Annotated in this window: 24 protein-coding genes and 1 pseudogene; 17 read left to right on the forward strand and 8 right to left on the reverse strand. The window is 39.6% G+C overall.

Going from position 1 to position 20,585, the window contains the following annotated elements; genetic code table 11:
- Positions 1-65: 65 nt before the first annotated feature.
- Positions 66-365, forward strand: coding sequence for a YutD family protein (locus ACRX5O_RS08995; RefSeq protein ID WP_066055444.1), 300 nt, complete (start codon positions 66-68; stop codon positions 363-365).
- Between the two features lie 9 nt (positions 366-374).
- Here ACRX5O_RS08995 and ACRX5O_RS09000 read toward each other — a convergent pair whose 3' ends face one another.
- Complete coding sequence (locus ACRX5O_RS09000; protein ID WP_391559438.1) at positions 375-674, reverse strand: cytosolic protein; 300 nt, start codon at positions 672-674, stop codon at positions 375-377.
- 54 nt (positions 675-728) lie between these two features.
- Positions 729-995: a DUF3055 domain-containing protein gene (locus ACRX5O_RS09005; protein ID WP_433905624.1), complete on the reverse strand. Its 267-nt coding sequence runs from the start codon at positions 993-995 to the stop codon at positions 729-731.
- Positions 996-1,172: 177 nt separating this feature from the next.
- On the opposite strand from ACRX5O_RS09005, the gene ACRX5O_RS09010 reads away from it, so the two are divergent.
- From ACRX5O_RS09010 to ACRX5O_RS09020, 3 genes are all read left to right on the forward strand, one after another.
- Positions 1,173-2,474, forward strand: a complete 1,302-nt coding sequence (locus tag ACRX5O_RS09010; protein WP_433905625.1) for an EAL domain-containing protein — start codon at positions 1,173-1,175, stop codon at positions 2,472-2,474.
- A 37-nt stretch (positions 2,475-2,511) separates the two neighbouring features.
- Entirely contained in the window at positions 2,512-2,949 is a 438-nt protein-coding gene (hepT, locus tag ACRX5O_RS09015; protein ID WP_433905626.1) for a type VII toxin-antitoxin system HepT family RNase toxin, read from the forward strand.
- A 370-nt stretch (positions 2,950-3,319) separates the two neighbouring features.
- Complete coding sequence (locus tag ACRX5O_RS09020; RefSeq protein WP_433905627.1) at positions 3,320-4,084, forward strand: TIGR01457 family HAD-type hydrolase; 765 nt, start codon at positions 3,320-3,322, stop codon at positions 4,082-4,084.
- Between the two features lie 162 nt (positions 4,085-4,246).
- On the opposite strand, the gene ACRX5O_RS09025 is transcribed toward ACRX5O_RS09020, so the two are convergent.
- A complete protein-coding gene (locus tag ACRX5O_RS09025; RefSeq protein WP_433905628.1) occupies positions 4,247-4,747 on the reverse strand; it encodes a phosphatidylglycerophosphatase A family protein in 501 nt (166 codons plus the stop codon).
- A 194-nt stretch (positions 4,748-4,941) separates the two neighbouring features.
- Between ACRX5O_RS09025 and yutH the strand changes: the two genes are divergently transcribed.
- The 4 genes from yutH to thrB all read left to right on the forward strand — a co-directional run bounded on the left by yutH (position 4,942) and on the right by thrB (position 9,386).
- Entirely contained in the window at positions 4,942-5,943 is a 1,002-nt protein-coding gene (yutH, locus tag ACRX5O_RS09030) for a spore coat putative kinase YutH (protein ID WP_433905629.1), read from the forward strand.
- Positions 5,944-6,111: 168 nt separating this feature from the next.
- Positions 6,112-7,404, forward strand: a complete 1,293-nt coding sequence (locus ACRX5O_RS09035; protein WP_433905630.1) for a homoserine dehydrogenase — start codon at positions 6,112-6,114, stop codon at positions 7,402-7,404.
- Positions 7,405-7,407: 3 nt separating this feature from the next.
- Positions 7,408-8,469, forward strand: coding sequence for a threonine synthase (thrC, locus tag ACRX5O_RS09040; RefSeq protein ID WP_433905631.1), 1,062 nt, complete (start codon positions 7,408-7,410; stop codon positions 8,467-8,469).
- Positions 8,466-9,386, forward strand: coding sequence for a homoserine kinase (gene thrB / locus ACRX5O_RS09045; protein ID WP_433905632.1), 921 nt, complete (start codon positions 8,466-8,468; stop codon positions 9,384-9,386). Before thrC ends, thrB begins: the two co-directional genes overlap by 4 nt.
- Before the next feature lie 46 nt (positions 9,387-9,432).
- On the opposite strand, the gene ACRX5O_RS09050 is transcribed toward thrB, so the two are convergent.
- Entirely contained in the window at positions 9,433-9,669 is a 237-nt protein-coding gene (locus ACRX5O_RS09050; RefSeq protein WP_119709799.1) for a NifU family protein, read from the reverse strand.
- A 147-nt stretch (positions 9,670-9,816) separates the two neighbouring features.
- Between ACRX5O_RS09050 and ACRX5O_RS09055 the strand changes: the two genes are divergently transcribed.
- The gene (locus ACRX5O_RS09055; protein ID WP_119709798.1) at positions 9,817-10,134 is read left to right on the forward strand and encodes a YuzD family protein; all 318 of its coding nucleotides are present in this window, start codon (positions 9,817-9,819) and stop codon (positions 10,132-10,134) included.
- Positions 10,135-10,150: 16 nt separating this feature from the next.
- Positions 10,151-11,923: pseudogene (gene recQ, locus ACRX5O_RS09060) on the forward strand (DNA helicase RecQ); the annotation flags it as partial.
- 47 nt (positions 11,924-11,970) lie between these two features.
- Here the strand turns inward: recQ and ACRX5O_RS09065 are convergent.
- Positions 11,971-13,035 (reverse strand): NAD(P)/FAD-dependent oxidoreductase, encoded by a 1,065-nt coding sequence (locus ACRX5O_RS09065; RefSeq protein ID WP_433905633.1) that lies wholly within the window; start codon positions 13,033-13,035, stop codon positions 11,971-11,973.
- Positions 13,036-13,295: 260 nt separating this feature from the next.
- On the opposite strand from ACRX5O_RS09065, the gene ACRX5O_RS09070 reads away from it, so the two are divergent.
- Entirely contained in the window at positions 13,296-13,535 is a 240-nt protein-coding gene (locus tag ACRX5O_RS09070; protein WP_433905634.1) for a YuzB family protein, read from the forward strand.
- Positions 13,536-13,572: 37 nt separating this feature from the next.
- Here the strand turns inward: ACRX5O_RS09070 and ACRX5O_RS09075 are convergent, their stop codons facing one another.
- Positions 13,573-14,265: a DUF2225 domain-containing protein gene (locus ACRX5O_RS09075; RefSeq protein WP_433905635.1), complete on the reverse strand. Its 693-nt coding sequence runs from the start codon at positions 14,263-14,265 to the stop codon at positions 13,573-13,575.
- Positions 14,266-14,601: 336 nt separating this feature from the next.
- Here ACRX5O_RS09075 and ACRX5O_RS09080 point away from each other — a divergent pair, with 336 nt between their 5' ends.
- Positions 14,602-14,964 carry a HesB/IscA family protein gene (locus ACRX5O_RS09080; RefSeq protein ID WP_433905636.1) on the forward strand — a complete coding sequence of 121 codons (363 nt, stop codon included), beginning with the start codon at positions 14,602-14,604 and terminating at the stop codon, positions 14,962-14,964.
- A gap of 153 nt (positions 14,965-15,117) precedes the next feature.
- On the opposite strand, the gene ACRX5O_RS09085 is transcribed toward ACRX5O_RS09080, so the two are convergent.
- Positions 15,118-16,116 (reverse strand): NAD(P)/FAD-dependent oxidoreductase, encoded by a 999-nt coding sequence (locus tag ACRX5O_RS09085; RefSeq protein WP_433905637.1) that lies wholly within the window; start codon positions 16,114-16,116, stop codon positions 15,118-15,120.
- 376 nt (positions 16,117-16,492) lie between these two features.
- On the opposite strand from ACRX5O_RS09085, the gene ACRX5O_RS09090 reads away from it, so the two are divergent.
- The 5 genes from ACRX5O_RS09090 (at position 16,493) to spsC (ending at position 19,968) form a co-directional block, all read left to right on the forward strand.
- Entirely contained in the window at positions 16,493-17,710 is a 1,218-nt protein-coding gene (locus ACRX5O_RS09090; RefSeq protein ID WP_433905638.1) for an NAD(P)/FAD-dependent oxidoreductase, read from the forward strand.
- 100 nt (positions 17,711-17,810) lie between these two features.
- Complete coding sequence (locus ACRX5O_RS09095; protein ID WP_433905639.1) at positions 17,811-18,302, forward strand: NUDIX domain-containing protein; 492 nt, start codon at positions 17,811-17,813, stop codon at positions 18,300-18,302.
- 153 nt (positions 18,303-18,455) lie between these two features.
- Complete coding sequence (locus ACRX5O_RS09100) at positions 18,456-18,587, forward strand: YuiA family protein (RefSeq protein ID WP_391559451.1); 132 nt, start codon at positions 18,456-18,458, stop codon at positions 18,585-18,587.
- Positions 18,588-18,711: 124 nt separating this feature from the next.
- A complete protein-coding gene (locus ACRX5O_RS09105) occupies positions 18,712-19,035 on the forward strand; it encodes a YuiB family protein (RefSeq protein ID WP_160546241.1) in 324 nt (107 codons plus the stop codon).
- Between the two features lie 225 nt (positions 19,036-19,260).
- Entirely contained in the window at positions 19,261-19,968 is a 708-nt protein-coding gene (spsC, locus tag ACRX5O_RS09110) for a stationary phase survival protein SpsC (RefSeq protein ID WP_433905640.1), read from the forward strand.
- An 86-nt stretch (positions 19,969-20,054) separates the two neighbouring features.
- Here the strand turns inward: spsC and ACRX5O_RS09115 are convergent, their stop codons facing one another.
- The gene (locus ACRX5O_RS09115) at positions 20,055-20,531 is read right to left on the reverse strand and encodes a divergent PAP2 family protein (protein ID WP_433905641.1); all 477 of its coding nucleotides are present in this window, start codon (positions 20,529-20,531) and stop codon (positions 20,055-20,057) included.
- Positions 20,532-20,585 lie beyond the last annotated feature (54 nt).

Consider the following 20,585-nt stretch of genomic DNA (forward strand, 5'->3'; position numbering starts at 1 on the left):
TTCCTCTTAGTAATTCATGGAGAATCAGTTATAATTTAAAATAGATGAGTTAGTGAGGTGGACAAATGATCTGTATCGGGAATATATGTTACGAAGTAGTAGAAGAACGATCAAATGGATTCAATGAAGATGCCTTTAAGGCTCGCTACAGCGATATATTAACGAAGTATGACTATATCGTGGGTGATTGGGGTTACGGTCAACTCCGTCTACGAGGGTTCTTTGAGGATAGTAATCATAAAGCAACATTTGACACGAAAATCAGTACATTAACAGAATATCTGTATGAATACTGTAACTTTGGGTGTCCCTACTTTGTAGCTAAGCGTGTAAAAAATACCAATACGATAAAAAATGACGTGTAGCGATACACGTCATTTTTCGTCCATGAATGGATTATTCTTATAAGGAGCCTGAGTATCCCTTGTTGGATCATCATGCGTTGGATGTGCTCCGTCCATTTGTCTAGGGAGCCCCTCATGGAGCGTTTTATTTTCATAGTTGAATGCACTATAAGAACGCTGTTCCGTTGCCCCTGCAAGTTCCTGTTTGCCTTGTAGAGGCTCGTCTGCCTTATAAGGAGAGCCATATGGTCCTTCTGGTGTTTGTTGAGGAGGAATATAACTTCTCCCAACCTCTACATTTGAAAAATCTGTATACTTCTCATCACTCATGGTCTTTCCCCCTCTCTCATTAGTATGTGAGAGGTTAAGGAAAGAATTCAAAACTTACGCTAATTCCATTAAAAAGGAACGTAATTCTTCCGCATCTTCCTCAGAAAGCTGAAAAGCATACTCTAAATATCCTTCTTCTTTTAAATCATCTGGACCAATGATCGCAAATCGACTACCTTGAATATCAAGTACAATATGTTTGCCATAATATCTATCTGATTGAATAATGGCTAAGTCAAATCGAGTGTTTTCACCCATAAAGCTTATAAAACGTGTTTTTGTATTCACTAATTCATCATATAGAAAGAAACGATCTCCCATCCTTGTCACCCCTATGTCTCAATGTAACGCCTACTATCATCTTAACAGAACAAACAAGCCCATACTAGATGCTTGCTCTGAAGAGAAATATAGAATAGGAAAAGCGTCTCGTTTTTCCTAATTTATGTTACAATGGAAATAGTTTTCACCGCGAACTTCTGAGAGGAATGAGACGAAATGGCATGGACCACGAAGTCATTAAACAACTTATTACAGTGGAGAAAGGTAGTCTGGCCTCTAAGGTCCATTCGAATGTATCCTCCACAATTCGTCATAAGAGACCCGATTATTCAAGGGGTACAAAAATCCTTTAATCAAGGCCATGAAGTGGCTGTTATTGTGTTTAACATATCTAATATGAAAGACATTTATGAGCAGTTAAGTGAGACGCAATATATAGATTTTATTAAAAAATTGAAGATGAAATTTCAACAGGTTATTCAAGAGCAAATTGAGGATGATGACCTGCTTTTGTTGCACGATTACAACAGTGATGGAATCACTTTATTTATTAAGGTAGATCATGAACAGCACTGTATTTCTGAAATCGATCAGGTGATGAAGAAGGTCTTACGGGAAACAGAAAATAGGCTATGCAGCCAATTTCCAAGCTTAATCATTCAGTTTGAATCAGGCTATATGTTTGTTGAAAAGAAGCAATACTCCATTCAGGAAGCAATCTTAAAGGCTGGGCAGCAAGCGTTGGCGATGGCAGAAAAGCGAGTGCAAACTGAGTTCAATGAGCTTCTTTATAGTCTGAGCAGAATTGTCGCGCAAAAAAATATTTTGCTTCTCGCCCAACCGATCTTTGATGTAGCCACGAAGGAAATCCGTGCCTGGGAAATGCTAACAAGAGGACCAAAGGGAACGGAATATGAAAACCCATTACATCTATTTTCAGTTGCACGCCAAACAGGAATGTTATATGACTTAGAATTAATTGTTCTAGAAAAAGCACTCCAACAAATTAATGATACAGGCTGTACACACGATATTTTCATTAACTTTACCCCGATTACGGTGGGGAATCAAAAGTTCATTCGTGATCTAAAGAAGCTGATGGGGAAATATAAAAATATCTCGCCGACTCAAATTACGATTGAAATTACAGAGAGAGATTCCATCGATGGTATGGAATACTTTATTTATAATATCAACCTTCTAAGAAATTTTGGCTTCCGTATTGCGGTGGACGATACGGGTGCAGGTTATGCGTCATTAAACACTATTAGTGAAATTATGCCTGATATTATTAAAATTGACCGATCCGTCATTCAGGATATTGACAAAAACTCGCTGAAAGAATCTATGCTCAAGGGGCTTCTTCTTGTTGCCCGTGAGGCCGGATCCCTCGTTGTTGCTGAAGGAATTGAAAGTGAAGAGGAAGCGTCTGTCTTATCCAGAAATCGTGTCGATTTAGCACAGGGATACTTATTTGCTAGACCAGCTTCGTTAATTCATGGACTAGCATCTGTATAAACAAAAATTGTGCTATTAGGAAAGGAGCTGACGATACGTGTACTTTGTTGATAGAGAATTAATTGAGGAAAGATTAATTTATTTAGAAAAGCAAATACAGCAGTTTGAAGGAAAGAATGAGTGGAGTACGGCTCTTGAACATGCTGCACTTGAGCGACTTACACAAATGATGATTGAATCTATCCTTGATGTTGGCAACGCGATGATCGATGGATTTATCATGCGTGACCCTGGTAGCTATGAGGATATTATCGATATTCTAGAGGATGAGAAGGTCATTTCGACTAATATGAGCCAGGACTTGAAAGTGATGGTTCAATATCGCAAAACACTCGTTCAGGATTATACAAGGATTGATCATGAAGATGTGAAGAATACTTTTTCACAGATCCTTCCATCGGTTAAGCTTGTTTCTGATTCTGTAAGACAGTACTTAACGAACGAACTCGGTCCAGTCACCGCATTTAAAAACTAAGCAAAGCCTCTGTTGTTGAGGCTTTTTTGTGTTTTCTATCTGTTTTGTGCAGAATAATTAGGGAGGATTGTGGGATTGAGGATTAGTTATATCGGGATGAAAATTGAGAATCGCAAGTAGATTTGGGGAATCGCAAATAAAATTTGAGGATCGCAAATAAATTTCAGGAATCGCAAATAAAACCAAAGAATAGCAAGTAAAACCTGAGGATCACAAAAAAATCTTCAAAATTGTAGCTAGGTCCTGAAAAATTCGTAAATTTAATCTAATTCTCATAGCAAAACCTGCAATATCTTAAGAAAATTGCAAGAAATCCACCTGATTTATCGAAAACCACATAAAAAAATTAAAATAAACAGGAGCTAAAAAGATGAAAAAGTATAAAGGATACCTAATCGACCTAGACGGGACGATGTATAGAGGAACTGAACTAATTCAAGAAGCAGCAGATTTCGTGAAGCAGTTAAAGGAGCAAAACATACCGTATTTATTTGTAACCAACAATTCCTCAAGAACACCTAGCCAGGTAGCAACAAAACTACGTGATTTCGGCATTCCAACGACCGATGATCAAGTATTTACTACTAGCATGGCAACAGCAAACTATATCGCTAAGCAAAAACAAGATGCAACCGTGTATTGTATTGGCGAAGAGGGACTTAAAACAGCATTAGCTGAGAAAGGATTCCAGCAAGCTGAGACAGATGTTGACTTTGTGGTATGTGGAATTGACCGTGACATTACATATGAAAAGCTTGCCACTGCTTGTTTAGCGGTTCGATCGGGGGCAACCTTTATTTCAACGAATGCAGATATTGCGATTCCAACTGAGCGTGGATTATTGCCTGGAAATGGATCGCTCACTTCGGTTATCGCTGTCTCAACCACAACAAAACCAATTTTTATTGGTAAGCCAGAGGCCATCATTATGGAGCAAGCACTTGAGGTACTAGGAACAAGAAAAGAAGACACCATCATGGTAGGAGACTATTATGATACGGATATTTTGGCTGGAATGAACGCAGGTCTAGACACATTATTAGTTCACACAGGTGTAACGACGAAGGAGCTTCTACAAGGGTACGAAAAGCAACCAACTTATGTTCTTGACTCGTTGGATCAGTGGGAAGTATAAGGGAAAGAAAGGGATGAACACTCGTATTCATCCCTTTCTTTTGTCTAGCTGCAGTAGCTAGGGGCTCGGGACATAAGCCAAATCTCTCCAGAAGGCAGGCCTTCCTGCGTGATTCGTCTTATGCCTGTCGCCCCTGACCAAGCTACTTCCGCATTTCGAGTGTTATTCCGTATTCTGAGCACGATGTGCCAATCTGCTTGAAGCAGCAGCGGCAACTGCACCAACAATGTCATCTAAGAAGGTGTGGCATTTTCCTGAAGACTTGTCATTGAGGTCTTTTAGTATCCCAGGTTTTAATTTATCAATATACCCGTAGTTCGTAAAACCGATGGAACCGTACACATTGACGATGGAAAAAGCAAGAACCTCGTCAACTCCATAGAGACCTTCATCCACCTCAATAATGGACTGCAATGGCTCTTCCATCAATTTTTTTTCAGCCATAATGTCTAACTGTATTCCGGTTAAAATGGCATTTTGAACTTCTCTTTTAGAAAGTACTCGCTCTACATTTTCAATGCAGTCTTTCATTTTTAAATCAGGATGATACTTTTCCTGTAGAAAATAGACAAGGTCAGCAATGTCTTGAACTTCCACGCCTCGCTCGTGTAGCCATTTACGTGCTGTTTCTTCTGATAGACTCATCTTCTTCTCTTCAGCCATTCGCTTCACCTTTTCTCTCTCATTTTCACTATATATATAACTATATCATTAAAATTATGCACAGAACCAATTTTGGGTGCACGGTCTACCTTTGAAGCATTTGTCACTTTCCTATCCCTTATACAACAAAACACAAGTTTTCTTTTCCATGAACATATACATAGGTAGTAAAACAAACAAAAGTGGGTGTATGTATGCTTCGAGAAATATTAAATGAACATTTTCAACTTCAAATAGAAGAGCCACTCTCGGTAGGCCGTTATGAGTCAGGGAGAATAAAAAATCAAATGTATATGCTCGTACCTGTAAGCTCCCTGCCTGAGGAAAATCTATCTGAGCTCATGCAGCTTTCTACACATGTCTTGAATCAAGGGGATCGGAACACTTGTCAGTTTTTACAAAAAGAATCAGGAGAATCGGTCATTGAGAGTCAACAGGGGAAGTATGTGGTTCTTGTTGGTCAAATGTCTACAAATAGAAATCAGCAACATATAGGTCGTAAACTTTCTAAATTCCATTACAGGGGAAGAACAGTTAACTTCCAAACAAACAAAATCAACCGAATCGGAAAATGGAAGCAGTACTGGGAGCAACGGTTAGATCAAATGGAACGGGTGTGGAATGATATGCTTTATAAGCAGCCAGACCATGAATTTGAACGATTGTTCTTAGAAGCATTTCCTTATTATATGGGGCTTGCGGAAAATGCTATTCAATACTTAGTTGATACGGAGCTTGATGATGATCCACAAGCGGTTGACAGTGGAACAATCTGTCATGTTCGATTTACAAAACATACATGGGGAAATCAAATCTATATGAAAAATCCATTTGATTGGGTGTTTGACCACTGTAGTCGAGATTTAGCAGAATGGACAAGAGACCGATATTTTACCAATATTAAGCTATACGAGCCAGAGGTAAGTCAGTTCTTTCAGGATTATCAAACAGTGATGCCGCTATCTTCTTTCTCATGGAGACTGTTGTACGCTAGGTTGCTATTCCCCCTTCATTTCTTTGATAATGTCGAGAATTACTATATCACCAGCTCCGAGCAGGAAAAAAATAGTTTACAGGATCGATTCGTTAAAAGTCTCGATCAAACAAAGGAACATGAAAAATTTTTATCGTCCTTTTATCAACTGGCAGAGGTGCCGGTCCGCAGAATGAAGATACCGAAGTTGGATTGGCTATAATATAGAAAAAATATATTTCTCGAAATAATCAAATAATACAAGGGATAAAGCGCTTGCAAACAAATTCTCTCCATAATTAACCCTTGTAATATTGAGTCCCTCCATCTATAATGTCTACTATACACAAACAACTGTTCATTCCAGAAATACACGCAGGAGGGGAAAAGGATGAAAGCTATCTCAATTGGATTATTAGGTTTAGGCACGGTCGGTACGGGTGTAGTGAAAATTATTGAAAATCATCAAGACAAACTCATGCACCAAGTTGGCTGTCCTGTTCAAATAAAAAAAGTGTTAGTAAAAGATATCGACAAACAAAGAGATGTAAGTTTAAATAGAGAAATGTTAACAACAAATCCTAATGATATACTACAAGATTCGGAAATCGATGTGGTTATTGAAGTAATGGGTGGTGTTGAGGAAACGAGGCAACATCTTCTTTCGGCTCTAAATAATAAAAAACATGTGGTGACTGCAAACAAGGATTTAATGGCTCTCTATGGTTCGCAGCTACTCACTGCAGCTTCTGATAATGGTTGTGACTTGTTTTATGAAGCAAGTGTAGCAGGTGGAATTCCTATTTTAAGAGGTCTAGTAGATGGTTTAGCCTCTGATCGTATTACGAAGATGATGGGAATTGTAAATGGAACAACCAACTTCATTTTAACGAAGATGGCACAGGATGGAAGTGCGTATGAAGAGGTATTAAAAGAAGCGCAAGACCTTGGTTTTGCTGAAAGTGATCCAACAGCTGATGTAGAAGGGCTTGATGCCGCAAGAAAGATGGCCATCCTTTCAACACTTGGCTTTTCAATGAAAATTGATTTAGATGATGTAAAAGTAAAAGGAATTACCGATATTACTGAAGAAGACTTAGAATACGGAAAGCAGCTTGGATATACAATGAAGCTGATTGGTATCGCAGATCTTGACGATGATAAAGTTGAGGTAAGTGTTCAGCCAACGTTCTTAGTAGATTCGCATCCGTTAGCTTCTGTTCATAATGAATACAATGCGGTGTACGTATACGGGGAAGCGGTAGGAGAAACGATGTTTTACGGACCAGGAGCTGGGAGCCTTCCAACAGCGACAGCTATTGTTTCAGATTTAGTTGGAGTGATGAAAAACATGCGTCTTGGTGTAAATGGTACAAGTGCGGTTACTCCACAATACCCGAAAAAGCTGAAAGAAGCTCATGAAATCAGATCGAAGTATTTCTTGCGTTTATTAGTGAAAGATGAAGTAGGTGTATTTGCAAACATCACTTCTATTTTCTCAGAGCATCATGTTAGTTTTGAAAAAATTCTTCAGCTTCCGGTGAAAGAAAAAGGCTTAGCAGAAATTGTGTTAGTTACACACCATGCTTCTTTACAGGATTACGAGGATATTTTAGTAAAATTAAGAGACCTAGAAACAACAAAGCAAATCAAGAGCTCGTATCGAGTGGAAGGGAGCAAGTAGAACATGAGGTGGCAAGGGTTAATTCACGAATATAAAGAGTTTCTTCCTGTAAGTGAGAACACTCCGAAATTAACATTAAACGAAGGGAATACTCCGTTAATTTATCTTGAGAATCTTTCAAAAGAGTGGGGAGTAGAACTTTACGTTAAGACAGAGGGAACAAATCCAACGGGTTCTTTTAAAGACCGTGGAATGGTTATGGCAGTTGCCAAGGCGAAGGAAGAAGGCAGCGATACCGTTATCTGTGCATCTACAGGAAATACGTCGGCAGCAGCTGCAGCATACGCTGCAAGAGCTGGGATGCGTTGTATTGTTGTAATTCCTGAAGGTAAGATTGCAATGGGTAAGCTAGCGCAAGCAATCATGTACGGAGCAGAGATTATCTCTATCGAAGGAAACTTTGACCAAGCATTAACAATGGTACGTAAAATCAGTGAAACGGAGCCTGTTGCATTAGTTAACTCGGTGAATCCATATCGACTTGAAGGGCAAAAAACTGCTGCGTTTGAAGTATGCGACCAGCTAGGTGGAGCTCCAGATATTTTAGCGATTCCTGTTGGGAATGCGGGAAATATCAGTGCGTACTGGAAAGGCTTTAAGGAATACCATGAGGCAAAGGGAACTGCACTACCAAAGATGCATGGCTTCGAAGCAGAAGGGGCAGCAGCAATCGTTCATAACCGAGTGTTTGAAAACCCTGAAACAATTGCAACTGCTATTCGTATCGGAAATCCAGCAAGCTGGCATTTAGCTTCTGCTGCTGTCGAGGAATCAGCAGGGAAAATTGACGAAGTGAGCGATGAAGAAATTCTGGCTGCTTATCAAAAGCTTGCCTCTACAGAAGGTGTATTTGCTGAACCTGCATCATGTGCGTCTATTGCGGGTGTATATAAGCAATTGCAAAATGGCACTATCGCTAAGGGTAGCAAAATTGTTGCAATCTTGACTGGAAATGGATTGAAGGATCCTAATACAGCGATCGAGTGCAGCCCAATTAAGCCGGTATTGTTACCAAATGATGAAGAAGCTGTTGCTAACCACATTCGAGGGGTTGTTCATCAATGAGTGAGGAAGCTGTACTTATCATCGATGTACCAGCAAGTACGGCCAATTTAGGACCTGGCTTCGATTCTGTCGGGTTAGCACTAAATCTTTATTTATCACTTGAAGTAGAAAAAGCAGAGAAATGGCAAATTGAAATGCTTTCAGAGGAGCTTGAGGTATTTCCGAAGGATGAAACAAACTTTATTGTTTCAACCGCCATCGAAATTGGAGAGACATATGGAAAGAGTTTATCTCCATGTTTGATAAAAATGAAAAGTGATATTCCTTTAGCAAGAGGTCTTGGTTCAAGTGCTGCAGCGATTGTTGCAGCGATTGAACTCGCTGACCACGTAGGCGAACTAGGCCTTTCAAAAGAGGAAAAAATGAAGCTTGCTTCGGTTATGGAGGGGCATCCAGATAATGCAGGTGCAGCTCTTTACGGTGGTTTGATTGTAGGAACGCAAATCGGGGAAGAGGTTGATTTTTTAACCTATACAGATCTTGCTTTTGATATTGTCATGGTTGTACCAAAAGAAGAGTTGCTGACAAAAGCCTCTCGAGGCGTCTTGCCTTCAGAGCTTTCATACGCTACAGCTGTTCGTGCTAGTTCTGTGTCGAACGTGCTAGTGGCAGCCCTTTTACAAGGGAATTTACCATTAGCAGGTAAAATGATGAGCAAGGACTTGTTTCATCAGCCTTATCGCAAATCAATAGTCCCTGAACTTGAGCAAGTTGAAGACTTAGCGCTTCAATACGGTGCTTTTGGAGTTGCACTAAGCGGTGCTGGTCCAAGTGTCATCTGCTTTGTAGAAAAAGGGCTCGGACAAGAGGTAATCAGTCGTATGGAGCCGTATTTGCCTCATGTATCGTTCTACTCTTTGCAAATAGACAAAGATGGAAGCCGTGTGCAAAAAAAGGTCAAAAGACTAGAAAAATAAGAAAAAGCGATTTCGCACGAAATCGCTTTTTTCTTCAATAATTGAATTAGAAAACCTGTTCTACTTCCACTACGCCTGGAACTTCCTCTAAAAGAGCACGCTCAATTCCAGCTTTTAAAGTAATTGTTGAGCTTGGGCAGCTACCGCATGCGCCTAACAAACGAAGCTTAACGATGCCATCCTCAACGTCTACTAATTCACAGTCCCCACCATCACGAAGAAGGAATGGACGTAATTTATTTAGTACCTCTTGAACTTGTTCAAACATTTCTTGCTCTGCCATCTAAATCGCTCCCTTCATACCCCTTATTATAATCATTTTAATTAAAAAAATCTATTGGTAATACTCAAATCCAAAAATCGTCAAACTAGTGTGTTCTGCTCCTTTTATCATGTAAAATAGACATAGTGAGTAAAAGGGGGAAGGAACATGATTGAGCTTGTAGTATACGGGGCAGAAGTACTTTGCCCAAGCTGTGTGAATTTACCATCATCAAAAGAAACCTACGAATGGTTAGAAGCAGCAATTGGAAGAAAGTACCCAAACCAACCATTTCAAATAACTTATGTAGATATATACCAACCACCAAACGATGAAAAAAAGCAAGCCTTTGCTGAACGTGTCATTGAGGAAGATATGTTTTATCCGGTTGTTGTCCTAGAAGATGAAGTGGTAGGGGAAGGAAACCCGAAGCTAAAAACGATCTATGCGGCAATGGAGAGGCATGGGTATAAGGCAAGCGAATAGAGAGGAGACCTGAGTTTTGATCGATCAAGCAGTGCATTTACTCCAATCTTATTTTGGATACTCTAGCTTTCGAAAGGGTCAAGAACAAATTATTCAAACGGTGCTTAACGGGAATGATGGAATTTGTATTATGCCAACAGGTGGAGGGAAATCACTTTGTTATCAGATACCTGCGTTACTTTTTGAAGGAACAACGATCGTAATTTCCCCATTGATTTCTTTAATGAAGGATCAAGTAGATACGCTTCTTCAGGCAGGTGTTTCTGCGACCTATATTAATAGCTCGTTAACGAACAAAGAGATTCAAGAAAGGTTGACCGGTGCGAAGGAAGGAAAATATAAACTTTTGTATCTTGCACCCGAACGACTGGAATCAAGTGATTTCCTGCAAAGTTTGCAAATGATACGTATTCCGTTTATCGCAATTGACGAGGCACACTGTATCTCACAATGGGGGCACGATTTTCGCCCAAGTTATTTACAAATTCAAAAGTTTATTCGTAGCTTACAAGAAAAACCAGTCGTTTTAGCATTAACGGCGACTGCGACTCCACAAGTAAGAGAAGACATATGCAAAACCTTACACATAAACGATGCCAACAGTGTGATTACAGGATTTGAGCGTGAGAATCTAACCTTTTCGGTTGTCAAAGGTCAAGATCGAAATGCCTTTATAAAAAGCTATGTTAAGAAAAACAATAAAGAAAGTGGCATTATCTATGCTGCCACGAGAAAAATGGTCGATCAGCTGTATGAGCGATTAAAGAAAGAAAAAATTTCAGTTACACGATACCATGCGGGGATGAGTGACGAGGAACGGAATTCAGAACAGGAATTATTTTTAAAAGACGAAAGTAGTGTGATGATTGCTACTTCCGCATTTGGGATGGGAATAGATAAATCGAATATTCGATATGTGCTTCACTATCAGCTTCCGAAAAATATGGAAAGCTATTATCAAGAAGCAGGACGTGCAGGTAGAGATGGCCTTAAAAGTGAATGTGTCGTTTTATATTCCCCTCAAGATGTTCAAATTCAGCGCTTTTTAATTGATCAGTCTGCTGATCGCAGCCGCATAAGTCAGGAGCTCGAAAAGCTTCAATCAATGATCGACTATTGCCATACAGAAGCATGCCTGCACTCACATATTTTAGAGTACTTTGGTGAAGAAGAGGCAACCGATTGTGAACGCTGTGGGAACTGTAAAGATACGAGAACGAGCGTGGATGTTACAAAGGAAGCACAAATGATTTTATCGTGTATCATTCGTATGGGTCAGAAATACGGGAAAAACCTTGTAGCTCAAGTACTAACTGGTTCAAAAAATAAAAAGATCTATGACTTTCGTTTTGATCAGCTCAGCACGTACGGGATTTTAAAGACAAAAAGTGCGAAAGAGGTTAGCGAAGAAATTGAGTTTCTCATTACTCGTGAATTGATTGGGGTGGAGCATGGATCTTATCCAACGATATATGTCACACCTGCTGGAAGAGAAGTATTAGTTGGGAATGAGAAAGTGCTGAGAAAGGAAGCCGTAAAGACGAGTATCATTACGGAGGTGGACAACCCTCTGTTCGAAGAGCTTCGTGCCAAAAGAAGAAGCTTGGCAGAGAAAGAAAAAGTTCCACCGTTTGTCGTTTTCTCGGATGCTACCTTGAAGGACATGTGTGCAAAAATGCCTCAAACACCGGAAGAATTTTTAAACGTTAACGGTGTTGGTCAAAATAAGCTGAACAAGTATGGAGAAGAGTTTTTGGAAGTGATTCGTAGCTTTTCTAGTAAAGTACCTGTTCAATAATAGAAGCTCTCCTACCATGGTAGGAGAGCTCTTTTGTATTAGCCATTATGATATTTATACATCCATAGAATACCTGATTTTAATAGTCTTGCCACCCGTCCTGTGATAGGGCGTTCTGCTACTAACCCAAAGCCATGCTTTTTACCTAAAGAGCCGAGAACTCCCTTTAATTTAATAACTGGCATTGTTTCAGGAAGGGGTTCATTTGCCCATCTTTTTAAGAGAATTTGTACAATCTGTTCCGCTTGTCCTTCAGCTAGTTGAGCGCTAGGTGCATGTGGTAGACTTGCACAGTCACCCACGACATACACATGTTCATCATGAGGCAAATTGTGATGAACAGTTAGCACAACTCGCCCTTGATGATCCTTTTCGACATCAAGGTTTCGAATAATCTCTACTGGCTGAATGCCTGCAGTCCATACAATCGCATCCGAGTGTAGTGGCTCATCGTGATTGTATAAAGTATTTTCTTCCACCTTTGTGATATGTGAATTGTTAACAATTTCTACTCCGTGATTATCAAACCAATTTTCCACATACGTTCCTAAACGAACAGGGAAGGCAGATAAGATATGATTTCCGCGGTCGAATAGCTTTACCTTTAAATCAGGTCTGCTTTCATTTAATTCACTTGCTAGTTCTACTCCGCTCAAACCAGCCCCAACAATGCTGACAACTGAGCCAGGGGATAGGTTATTCAATGCTTGATACGTTGTTCTAGACTTCTCAATTGATTGAATGCTATACGTATAACGATCCGCACCTGGGACATTGTGGTATTTGTCTTCACAACCTAGTCCAATTACTAAATCATCGTAAGTGATCACATCATTATTCACGAGAACGGTTTTCTCTTCAAGATTAATATCTTTAACCTCTCCGTATTTGATTGTAAGCCTAGGGTGCTCAGGGAAAGCTACCCGTACATGCTGATCGGAAATCGTACCAGCTGCAAGAGCGTAATATTCTGTTTTTAAACAGTGGTAAGGAATTTTATCAACTAGCGTGATGGTCACATCGTCTGGAAGTTGTGAGGGTAATAAGCGTGCGAGTATTCTCATTCCCCCGTAGCCTCCGCCGAGAATAACGAGATTCTTCATAATCAATTTCCCCTTTATCTCTACAGTTGAGTTGCTATTCTCTCTTATAAAAACGTTTGCAATATGATGACATATTGCAATAATAAATCGATAGATAAACATTATATATGTTTCAAAACACCATAAAAAGTATAACGAAATTGTGACAAAACCACAACACATTCAGTACAATTTCTTGACAATTAAAATTTTTGGAAGGAAACTACCTACTTGAACTTTTTGTTTGGACAAGGTACATTTACTTAGTAGAGGTGGGAGAAATGATAAAACCAATTATAGAGTTTTGTATAAGCAATTTAGCAAGTGGGGCTCAAAAAGCACTCGAACAGCTAGAAAAGGATTATGACCTGGATATCATTGAATATGGGTGCCTTGGCTATTGTGGCAAATGTGCATCAACATTGTATGCACTAGTAAATGGAGAAGTCGTTACTGGGGATACACCTGATGAACTGGTAGAAAATATTTATAGTTATTTAGAAGAAAATCCGATGTTTTAACATACAAAAAAAGGGTCACCTCATAGGTAGACCCTTATTATATTTTTGTTTTTTGTTCTTCGCGTATTTCCTGCCAACGCTCTCTTGCCATTTCAACGATCTTTGCCTCATTAAAGCTTCCTTGTTTTTCGATGACCTTTGAAAAATATTTTACCGATTGGTCAATCTGACCCGTTCGTCTAGATAATTCCGCAATCATATAGAGAAGCCGAAGCTCGGTCATTTGTGTTCCACGATAATCATCAGTGATATATGCTTCCATATACTCGCCCACAGCAAGCTTCATAAATCGTTGCTCCTGCTCGTGATCTAGCAATGCTCTGTAGATCCAAGCCAATCTCATATATAAACCAGCAATAGATACATGCTTTTCTTTTTTCAATGTTCCACAATAGGCGGCAAGTTTGATTGTTTTTACGGCCTCTGGATACGTCCTAACTTCACCAAAACTGCGGGGCAGCCACTGTTGGGCTATTTTAGAATCAATGATTTCCTTGCTGCCTGGTGGAAAATAAGGCGCAAAGTCATCTGTAAAAGAAAAGCCGCATTTCGGACATACCGCGACAAAATAAAGGTTAGGGTCATTTTCTATGTTTTCATATGTAGGGGCAAAGTCAGTATTATAGGACTTTACTACTACAAAACGTGAGCGGAGCTTCTTAGTCGTAAACTTAGTTTTACACATCATACATTCACATTTTTTATCATAAAGCGGCTGTAGTTCAGTCATATTCTCACACACCCCTTTTATTTTTACGACGGTTTATATAATGCTATTGTACCTTATTATTTGTGATAAAAGAACTATAAAAACTTCATATTTGAAAAGAAGTTGGTTTGGTGCCTCGGGTTTCCAGAATCTAGTAGAATCGGTGAACTAAATCGAATCTAGAAGTCCTATACTTGGTTAAAGTATCAACAAATCAACATATCTTCCCAGCCCCAGCGCAATTAACCAATGCCCATTTATCTAACCAATTCCATTTTTATAAGTCCGTTCAGTTGAGTATAAAGACATTGCTGTATATACTAAAAGTAAAGATGTTTGAGGGAGGAATGAATAATCATGAAAGACATTATTACTGTGACAGAATCGGCTGCACTTCAAATAAAAGATATGATGAAAGAGAACGAAGAGGAAAATGCGTACTTACGCGTAGCGATTAAAGGTGGTGGCTGCAGTGGCCTATCGTATGGTCTTGGATTTGCTCATGAAGTAGAAGAAGGGGACAAGGAGCTTGTTCAACATGGAATTACGTTCTTAGTTGATAAAGAAAGTGCTCCTGCTTTAGTAGGAACCGTTATTGATTATAAGCACTCCCTGATGGGTGGCGGCTTCACCATCGAAAACCCTAATGCCATTGCTTCATGCGGGTGTGGGTCCTCTTTCCGTACAGCAACCAACCAAGGTACACCGGAAGAATGCTAAAAAGTGCAAGGATCATCCTTGCACTTTTTTCTTTTCTCTGTTCAGCTTCAGCAGCTAGGGGCTCGGGTCATAAGCTAAATCGCTCCAGAAGGCAGGTCTTCCTGCACGATTCATCTTATGCCTGTCGCCCCTGACCAAGCTGCTTCCGCTTTTCTACTTAAACATCGAAGAACTATGCAATGGTTGAGTCTTCGCCTTTGGATCAATAAATGTTTTTGCGTTGTTAACGGCCGTTGGTGCTTCACCGAAGCCGCAGGCAATAAGCTTTACTTTTCCTTCGTACGTACAGATATCGCCCGCTGCATAAATGCCGGGGATACTTGTTTCCATTTTTGAATTCACGACGATGGAGTTTTTTGAAATCTCAAGTCCCCATTCTTTGATGGGACCAAGGGATGAAACGAATCCGTAGTTACAAATCACTGCATCTACTTCGACGGTTTCTTCTGTTTTATCATTCACATTCTTCAGTACGACTTGGGCAATGTCTCCTTTGCTGTTTGAAAGTAAATCAGCAGGGACGAAGGGAGTTTTAATCTCCACCTTGGAATGGTGAAGGTTTTGTACACTGTGCTCGTGAGCCCGGAACTTATCACGACGGTGAACAATCGTTACTTTTTCTGCAATTGGTTCGAGCATTAAAGCCCAATCAACGGCTGAATCTCCACCGCCAAATACGACCACCTTTTGACCAGCAAATTGGTGGAGGTCGTCAATAAAGTAGTATAGATTTTTTCCTTCGTATTGGGAGGAGTTTTCTAGCTCTAATCGTCGGGGTTGGAAGGCTCCGTTGCCAGCAGTGATGATGATGGTCTTTGAAAAATGGACTTCTTTATTCGTTGTTAGCTTAAAGATTCCATCCGTTTGTTTCTCAATTTTTTCAACGGATTCCTCTAAGCAAACCGTTTGATTAAATGTAGCCATTTGCTCCTTCAGGTTATTGACTAGCTGCTGTGCTCGGACCTTTGGAAAACCAGCAACATCATATATATATTTTTCAGGGTATAAAGCGGACAATTGCCCACCTAACTGTGGCAAGCTTTCAATCAATTTAACAGTAGCTTGTCTCATTCCCCCATAGAAGGCAGTAAATAGTCCAGTAGGTCCTCCGCCAATAATGGTAATGTCGTAAACTGTCTGGTCCTCTTTCATTCTATATCCCCCTAACTATGTGTAGGATTTATCATTTCATACTACCAAAAGTATTAAAAATGGCTCGGAGTTATGACTAAATAATGAAACTCCCTCAGGAATAAGTCACTAACAGCAAGAGGATTGTCAGAAAAGTTTACCATTTATATGATCTTTTTTTGGTAGATTTTCTGCTTGAAAAAGTGAATGAAAAGGAATATGATGATATGTAGACATATTGTTAACTTTTTGTGTCTTTTTTTCAACATTTTCTTGTCTTCTTTCGTGAAAAACATCACAAACTTTTCGTTGTTATTATAAAATAAATTCCTTTATAGAAGCGGAAGATAAAAAAAACACAAAAAAACTATATATAAAAAAGGTGGGTTTGAACGTCTTGAGAAAGCCAAAAATCGTAGTATTAGGTGCCGGATACGGTGGATTAATGACAGTAACAAGATTACAAAAGCAAGTCGGAGTAAATGAAGCGGATATCGTCCTTATTAACAAAAATGATTACCACTATGAAACAACATGGTTACATGAAGCGTCAGCGGGTACATTACACCATGACCGTGTACGTTACAATGTAACAGATGTTATTGACACAAACAAAGTGGAGTTCATCAAAAATACGGTTCTTTCTATTAACCATGAAGAAAAGAAAGTGGTACTTGAAAAAGGTGAGGTTGAGTACGATTACCTTGTTGTATCACTGGGAGCAGAGCCAGAAACGTTCGGAATTAAAGGTTTGAAAGAGCATGCATTTGCGATTGCTAATATCAATGCTGCACGTCAACTTCGTGAACATATTGAATATCAATTCGCTACGTACAACATGGAAGAAGAAAAGAAAGATGAAAGATTAACAATCGTTGTTGGTGGTGCAGGATTTACAGGAATTGAATTCTTAGGTGAATTAACAAACCGTATTCCTGAGCTTTGCCGCGAGTACGATATTGATTTCGGTAAAGTAAAACTAATTTGTGTTGAGGCTGCTCCAATGGTACTTCCTGGATTTGATCCAGAGCTAGTTAGCTACGCAACAGCTCAATTAGAGCGTAAGGGTGTAACATTCATGATCGGTACGGCTATTAAAGAAGCAACTGAAAATGGAATTGTTGTTGGTAAAGGCGAAGACGAAGTAGAAGAAATTAAGGCTGCAACAGTGGTTTGGGCTGCAGGAGTTCGCGGTAGCTCAATTATTGAAAACTCTGGTTTCGAAGCGATGAGAGGTCGCGTAAAGGTTCAACCTGACCTACGTGTTCCAGGACACGACAACGTATTCATTATCGGTGATTGCTCACTAATCATCGACGAGAAGGTGAATCGTCCATACCCACCAACTGCTCAAATTGCCATGCAACAAGGGGAACTATGTGCAAGCAATCTTGTCGCTCTTATTCGTGACAAAGGTGAGTTAGGTCACTTTACATTCGATAATAAAGGAACAGTGTGCTCACTTGGACATGACGATGCAATCGGTGTAGCCTTTGGTAAGAAGATGACTGGTGGAACGGCTTCATTCATGAAGAAGATGGTTGATAACCGTGCATTATTTATGATTGGTGGACCTTCACTAGTTCTGAAAAAAGGAAAATTCAACGTTCTATAATAGATGAGAAAGAACAAGCAGCACAAACAGCTTGTTCTTTTTTTGTTAAAAAAAACCACACTTTCAGTGATATAATGATTGTATAAGTGGGGTGTGGAATTTGAAGAAATCGGAAAGAGGAAAGGTCTGGCTGGCAGTGGCTGGTTTGGTCATAAATGCACATGGTGAATGGCTTGTGGTAAAAAAGAAGTACGGGGGACTGAAGGGGAAGTGGTCCTTACCTGCGGGGTTTGTAGATGAAGGAGAAACAGTAGACGAAGCTGTTATTCGAGAGGTAAAAGAAGAAACAGGATTAACTTGCCGTGTTGAACAGTTGCTTGGAGTACGAACAGGGGTCATTAAGCATGAAATTAGTGACAATATGATTATGTTTCTTCTGCAGCAAACAGTCCTTGAGGAAAGTATTGTTATTCAAGAAAATGAACTGTATGAGGCTGCTTTTATCCTTCCAGATCAGCTGCTTGATGAAAATACAGCTTCTATCATGCTCGCGTATATGATTGAAGCGATGAAATCTGAAGAGAGAATGAAAGTCGATAGTATTGATCCAGGACAGCAGTTCGGATACACATCATACAAGTTGTTTTTGTAATTATTAAAAAATTTAGAAACAGTATGAAAAACAGAGGAAAAAATACTTGTATGCGTTTCCACCTCTCGTTTTTGGAAGATTTTCTTACTTTCCCTTTTTGTTTTTTTATGATATATTATCTGAAAATTCAGTCGTTTGGAAAGGTTGAGGAAAATGAATGCAGTGAAGGTAGAAACAAAGGAATGTCTTTATTGCTCAGGCAAGGGCTACTTCCAGCTTTTACTTGGTGGTTCAGAAACATGCCCGAGCTGTGGGGGAACTGGAAAACAGAAAGAATCAAAATAACCAAACTTCCTCCGTATATGATGCGGAGTATTTTTTTGTCCTTCTTTCCTCCCTCCATCTTATTGACGAAAAACGATTGCTTTTAGTACACTAAAAGTTGATGTGTGAAGGGGGAAACAACCAAATGCCAATGACGATATTTGTTCTACCAATATCGATGCTTTTGTTTTTTGTTTTATTTTTTGGAATCGGATTCATCTTAAATATGCTACTAAGAATGTCGTGGATTATGGCCATCATTTATCCAATCGTTTCGATTCTCATTGTTGATGTAGTTAGCTTCAGTGAGTATTTTACAAATAGTGCTGCTGCATTCCAAGACTTGGGGAACCGATTTATGAATCTAGCACTTGCAGACATTCTGATTTTAAGCAGCGGAATGGCAGGAGCCATACTCGCAGGAATAACGATAAAAATGTTAAGAAACAGAGGATATCGCATGTTTTAGCCTTCACATCAGTGGAGGTTTTTTTGTTTTAAAATTGTCCAGCTTCAGCGCCTAACTCCTCGGGGTCATAAGTCAAAGCCCTACAGAGGTCAGGACCTCTTTCGGTCTCCGACTTATGCCTGTCGGAGCTGACCAAGGCGCTTCCGCTTTTCTATCAATTCACTAAAATATGAATACTTCTTTCAAAAATGGGAAATGACTAGTTTTGGGAGGAGTGAAAAAAAGATGAAAATAGTGAAATTGTTTATAAGGCGTGTTATGTTGATGGTGTTGTTTATTGGAGCTTTAGGTGCAACATTTCAAAGTATCTCAGGTGTAAAAGCTGAATCTCTACTGGCAAATACAAACTTCGGTGACGAAGTGGACGATGAAGATTCGGTTATTGATCACACCGTAAAACAGATTGGATTGGCATTTAAATTCTTAAATAATATAGCTAGTGAAGAAACATTAATCTCATCAAGTGAAGAAGTAATCGGTGCCCCGCCAAAGCTTGAAGAAGCATTTGATTGGGGGCAATACCCGAAAGCAACGGTAACTGCCACTGGCTACACTGCAGGAGTTGAATCAACTGGGAAGAACCCTGGGCATCCAGAGTTTGGAATTACATATTCAGGTGTGAAGGTAACGAGAGACTTATTTTCAACAGTAGCTGCGGATTTAAATGTTTTTCCAATCGGAACAATTCTCTTTATTCCTGGTTATGGATACGGAGTTGTTGCCGATAAAGGTGGAGCGATCAAAGGCAATAAAGTAGACCTTTATTATGAAACCGTTGAAGATGTGTACAATAACTGGGGTAAGAAAACAATAGAAGTGTATGTTATTGAAAAAGGCGATGGAAAGCTAACTGAAGAAGAGCTTCGTGCCTTAAATGAGGACAAGGCATTACAAGTATTCCGTCAGCAATATACGAGCTCAGAAAGTAAGTAAGAAAAAGGCAAGTTTCTCATGAGAGGAACTTGCCTTTTTAGTTTTCCAAAATATCCTGAATAGTTAAGTGGAAATATTATCTTTGTTTATGTAGTGATGAACCGAAGGAAGAACGCAACGAGTACACCGGTAATTCCTCCGAAGAATACTTCAATTGGTTTGTGCCCAAGGAGCTCTTTTAACTCTTTTCGTTTCTCTTGTTCGGGCTTATTCGGCCACCCTTTTGCTTCATCTAGAAATTTATGAAAGTCATGTACAAGCTGATTTAATACAATAGCCTGTTCTCCAGCTTGCCTTCTCACACCTGTAGCATCAAACATGGTTATAATAGCAAACACAGCTGATACAGCGAATATAGCGGAGTCAATCCCAGCTTCGAAAGCCACGCCGGTAGACAGTGCGGTTACAGCAGCAGAATGGGAACTAGGCATTCCTCCTGTACTTGTAAGCAGGGACCAATCAATCTTCCGTGTAGCGAGATACTGAATAGGAACCTTCACAAATTGAGCAAAAAAGATTGCTATCAAGGAAGCGATAAATGGGAAGTTAAATAAAAATTCCATAAGATATATACCTCTTTTCTCCATCACGAATCAATACCACAAAAATTCTAGGTT

Source organism: Robertmurraya mesotrionivorans (assembly GCF_050971805.1).
Taxonomy (GTDB): domain Bacteria; phylum Bacillota; class Bacilli; order Bacillales; family Cytobacillaceae; genus Robertmurraya_A.